This window comes from Neobacillus drentensis (genome assembly GCF_036962765.1).
Classification (GTDB): domain Bacteria; phylum Bacillota; class Bacilli; order Bacillales; family Cytobacillaceae; genus Neobacillus; species Neobacillus drentensis_C.
In genome coordinates, this window is sequence record NZ_JBALOS010000224.1 from 1 (window position 1) to 5,326 (window position 5,326).

Consider the following 5,326-nt stretch of genomic DNA (forward strand, 5'->3'; position numbering starts at 1 on the left):
TCTTTCTGATCATATGGTATATAGGCTTCTTGGGTTTGTTCTGGATTGACACTGAGTCGAACTTTCTCCCCTGCATTTAACCATAAATCACCCCACCACCCCTGATCAATGTTTCTCACTTTGCCATCCGAGTCATAAACGACCATTTCCGCCTTTTTATCCCAAGCAGATAAGTTTCTCATTAGAATAGAAGAATTACTTGTATTTTTAATCTCATAATGCTTATCTTTTTCTAATGTGAAACGGTAAAGTGCAGGTTCAGATTCACTTACAAAAACTTCATTTTCAGTAGAATTTGGAATAGATCCTTTTAAATTATTTTTTGGTGTAATTCTGATAGATTCGCCATCACCTAAACCAATATTCCCCGAAGCATCTTTCTCAAATTGGATTATTTTCTCATCAGAGCTATATTTGACAAAATCATAATTCATTGGCGAAGTCGGTTCAAATTCTAGATTAACACTATGTGAACTTTGATTTTTTATAGCATAACTTTTCTCTTCTTCAAAGATAAGAGGGCTTCCGGCAGTAAATAGATTGTCACTTTGTTGTAATTTAGCAGGATCCGTATCAGTATTGATTGCAGCTGATACTGCTTTATAGGTAAAGGTTAACTCACTTGTATTAAAGACCATTAAAAAAGCGATTAATACCACGAATAATTTTTTTACGATTTTCAAATTTTCTACTCCTTTTTAATTGATATAAAATTATGTATTATTGATCTAAATCAAAGATTGCATACTGCTACTATTAAACTCGTATCATTACTAACCTCCTTATCTATAAAATGAATTATTGGTATTGCATCTAATGAAACAGGTAATATGAACTAATACAATCTTATCAAATATTGGAAAATATTCATTAAAAAAACATTCGACAATGCTTTAAATTCTAAACAGTTCAAAAAAGAGGGGTTCCATGATGTGCACCAGTGTGAACACCCTCTTTACCATGCAATACAGATACCACCAATCCTCCCCAATGTGCCGCAGCTACGATTCTTATCGTTATTAAAATGCCCCATGATCTTCATGGGGCATTTTTCTATAAAAATATAAATCCGGGGCGTGACAGGCACCGGATTTAATTAATAACTATTTGATTTTTAAAATTATTTTCCCTTTAGCCCTTCCCGACTCCGCATATTCCATCGCCTTTTGAGCATCATGAAAAGTAAAAACTCTATCAATGACAGGTTTAATTTTACCAGACTCAATAAAGTTTGCTATAATACGTAATTGATCTCCACTTGGCTTCATGAACAAAAACGTATATTGAACATTATGCTTTTTTTCAAGTGCAGTAAGTTTAGTACTCGCTGCTGAAAACAACAACGTTTTAAAAAATCCTGAACCATATTCTTTAGCAAAACGAGCATTCGGTAATCCCGAAACGGAAACAATTTTTCCTCCTCTTTTTATCACTTCGAATGATTTTTCGAGTATCTCGCCCCCTAGTGTATCAAATACTGCATCATAATTTTTCAGGATATCTTCAAATTTTTCTGTCTTGTAATTAATAATTTCATCTACACCAAGAGATTTTACTAAATTCATACCCGCTTCACTGGCAGTTGTTGTAACAGTGGCACCCATTAATTTGGCTAGTTGAATCGCAAAGGTACCGACACCACCAGCCCCAGCATGGATCAAAATCTTTTGTCCCTTATGTAATTGCAGGATGTCGTGTATGGCCTGATAGGAGGTTAACCCCACCAGCGGGATCGATGCTGCTTCCTCAAAGCTTAAATTTTTAGGTTTTAAGGCGATGTCATTTTCATGAATGGAGATATATTCCGCAAAAGTACCGATGTTACTCTTACGTGGACGTGCATATATTTCATCCCCAACTTTAAAACGAGTCACTTTTGCGCCAACTTTTGCCACGACACCAGAAAAGTCATTCCCAAGGATAAGAGGCATTTTATATTGAACTAACAATTTCACTTTCCCATCGCGTATCTTAAAATCAACAGGATTAATACTAGCTGCATGAATTTCTGCGAGTACCTCATATTCACCAATTTCAGGTGTGGGCATTTCTTCCAAACGCATTGGGACTTTCCCATACCGATCAATAACCATTGCTCTCATTGGCTATACCTCCAAAAAATGAATGTTTATCTTCCATCATTTCAATAAAAATTCTGCATGAATTTTTCAATATCAAACACTAGGTTTTTTAATAAACCTAATTCTGTACTTACATTAATATAATAAAAGTTTTTTGTCCCTTCCTTACGCATTAAAATGACACCGGCATCACGCAAAATCCTAAGATGATGTGACACAGCAGGTCGAGAAAGATGTGTTTGTTCAGTGATTTCACCTACACGCAGTCCTGTTTGACAATCCGTTCCCATTAAAACTAACAAGATCGATTGACGTGTTTCATCACCAATTGCCAATAGTACCTTTTGACAATTAATAAAATCCTCTTTGATCATATTTAGTTGGTCCTGTTTATTCATTGAGTAAAATACCTCCAACAATCAGTTTAATGGTTTAAGTTGATGGACCATATCGCCGAATACAACAATATACTATTGCTATGTTAGGTGCAATATTGAGAAAGCAAATCGAGACGAATACATCTTTGAAGTGGAACATCTAAACTCGCACCATATTAACTAATCTTTTCAGTGACAACCCTCGACCATCTTCCACAAGTTTCCCTTCTAATTAATCGTTTGATTAGTTTCACTGCAGCCATTGATGGATATAGCTTAATTCTCCACTATGCAAAAATAAATTGTTGAAACATGCACGAAAAATAGGAGAAAGATGTCGTTTATGCCGTTATCGTCACCATCCGACACTCTTTCGACTAAATACCATATAGGCTATACTATTCAAACGTTTGGTTAAAACTTCTGCAAGTATTGATGTATATGAATTCCTGCAGCAAAGTAGACATGAAGAATGTCGAAGAGCATTTATTAATTTCGCAGGAAATAACCCATCTTTCAACAAAATCAGATGGGTTTCTCATAAACTTACATTATTCATTAATCTACTATTTCCCCGCCACTTCTCCATTACACAAACGTTTGATTAATATTGTCTAATCGAGCTCCAAGTCTGGAATTATACCTTCAAAGTCATAAAAAGATTGTCGAGTGTTGACTACAGTAACGATTTACTAAAATAATAGAGCGAATTGAAGCATAATAATTAAGACATCCCCAAAATTTTAGTCTTTTAATCCTCTATACCGATCCTCCTCACATCGACATTTTTATAATGTTTTCTCTCAAAGTATGAATCTCCATCATTCTGAAGCCTCTTTCCTTTTAATTTCGATCCTTTTCTCAAGATTAATAATCCCCTTCACATCGAGTGAAGGGGATTAATCTTTTTTATATTTACCTTACTTTAACAGCTACTGCCTTACTAACATTCTTCGCTTTATCAGATGCTGTCACGCTTAAGACTGTTTTCTTCTTTTGTGCTTTAATTTTCACTTTGAATTTCCCTTTGGAATCTGCTTTGGCTGTACCGATGACTTTCTTACCTACTTTGATCGTTATCGTAGAATAGGCTTCCGCGGTTCCAGTAACCTCTTTTGTGGTGCTTTTCACTACCGTTTTAATTTTCGGTGCTAATGGAGCAGTTTTGTCAATGACAATTACACTCTTAGCTAGACTAACATTTCCTGCTGTATCTTTCGCTGTCACAACTACTTTTGTGCCTGCTTTTTGCACAGGAATCGTTACCTTAAAGTTCCCCTTAGAATCTGCTTTGGCAATGTACTTTTTCGTTCCAATTGTTACAGTAACAATTGCTCCTGCTTCTGCCTTACCAGTTACCACTTTTGCTAGGTCTGTAATTGTCGTAACAGTTGGAGCAACTGGTGCTGTTTTATCAAGAACGGTGGTACTTTTGGCGACACTTACATTACCAGCTGCATCCTTAGCCGTTAAAATTAATTTTGTTCCTGCTTTTTGTGCTGGAATGATTATTTTGAAGTTCCCTTTTGTATCAGCTTTTGCTGCATAGATCTTTGTGCCGATTTTGATTGATACAGTCGCTCCCGCTTCCGTCCTGCCGGTTACTTCCTTTGACTTGTCGGATACCAAATTTACTGTAAAAATTGATGGAGGAGTTTTGTCTATAACCTTTATGGTGGTTCCTTCACTTTGATTTCCAACAGAATCAGTCGCAACAATCTCTAATACAGTTCCAGCCTTTTGAACTCGTATCGTCACTTTATATTTGCCGTCTTGTCCAGAAGTCCCTTTACCGATTACTGAGCCATTCATCTTCACTTCGATTCTCGATCCGGCTTCCGCTTGACCTGTTACAATTGTATCTTTATCGTTTACTTGATTTACTACAGGTTTTCCAGGTGCAGTTGTATCTTTCACCACTACTGTAGTTTCCTCACTTATATTACCAGCCTTATCAGTAGCGATAATTACTAACTCTGTATCGGCTTTTTGTGTTGATATAGTCACCCTATATTGACCATCTTCTCCTACTGTTTCTGAACCAATAACTGAACCATTTACTTTCACTTCTACTTTCGACCCAGGCTCTGCTCGACCTGTTACAGCAGTATCTTTGTCCGTTACTTCATTTACTTCTGGCTTAACTGGTGCGGTTACGTCCTTCACCACTACTGTAGTTGTGTCACTTACATTTCCAGCCTTATCAGTTGCACTAATAGCTAGTTCAGTTCCTGCCATTTGAACAGGAATTGCCACAGTAAAGCTACTATCTTCTTCTACTGTTCCAGAACCTATCTCAAAACCATTTACTTTTACTTTTATTGTAGTCCCAGCTTCGCTTCGCCCGGTAACTATACTATCCTTATCTGTCACCTTATTTGGTAGAGGTTTTTCTGGAGCAGAAAGGTCAGAAACCTCAATTGTAGTGGCTTCACCAGAATTCCCATAAGCATCTACTACATATAGATTGATTTTAGTACCAGCAAATTGTTTTTTTATCCAAATTCCGAAGAATCCACCATTCTCTACTTGACTCATACCAATCTTTGAACCGTTTACTTCCGCAACAACATATCCATTTTCCTCGGCAGTACCCGTAATCATATTTTGGTTGTCTCCGAATGAATTTACAATTGGCTTAGCAGGAGGAATGTTATCTACAACCGTTATAATTCGCTTAATGGTTGAACTATTTCCTGTATTATCTGTAACAGTATATTTAAGTTCGTAATCACCTGGCTTGCTGATATCGACAAACCCATCTACCACAATCAGTGAAGTAAGATCGCCATCAACATTATCTATAGCTTTCACTCCCTCCATTGAATCAAATGTATCTGTCATGTTTATTGTCGTATCTGCAGCACC

At 36.6% G+C, this 5,326-nt stretch carries 4 protein-coding genes; all 4 read right to left on the reverse strand.

Features of this window, described 5'->3' with window-relative positions; translation table 11 throughout:
- A partial coding sequence (locus V7137_RS23885; RefSeq protein ID WP_335700380.1) for a hypothetical protein occupies nt 1–683 on the reverse strand: 683 nt, incomplete at its 3' end.
- Nucleotides 684–1,103: 420 nt separating this feature from the next.
- Nucleotides 1,104–2,102: an NADP-dependent oxidoreductase gene (locus tag V7137_RS23890; RefSeq protein ID WP_335700381.1), complete on the reverse strand. Its 999-nt coding sequence runs from the start codon at nt 2,100–2,102 to the stop codon at nt 1,104–1,106.
- 41 nt (nt 2,103–2,143) lie between these two features.
- On the reverse strand, nt 2,144–2,479 hold the full coding sequence (locus tag V7137_RS23895; protein WP_335700382.1) for an ArsR/SmtB family transcription factor: 336 nt from the start codon (nt 2,477–2,479) through the stop codon (nt 2,144–2,146).
- 894 nt (nt 2,480–3,373) lie between these two features.
- Nucleotides 3,374–5,326 (reverse strand): Ig-like domain-containing protein (locus V7137_RS23900; protein ID WP_335700383.1); only part of this gene is annotated, 1,953 nt, incomplete at its 5' end.

Coding starts and splice junctions, on each gene's coding strand:
- V7137_RS23895 (WP_335700382.1), bottom strand. CDS start 2,479: ATGAATAAACAGGACCAACTAAATATGATCAAAGAGGATTTTATTAAT.
- V7137_RS23890 (WP_335700381.1), bottom strand. CDS start 2,102: ATGAGAGCAATGGTTATTGATCGGTATGGGAAAGTCCCAATGCGTTTG.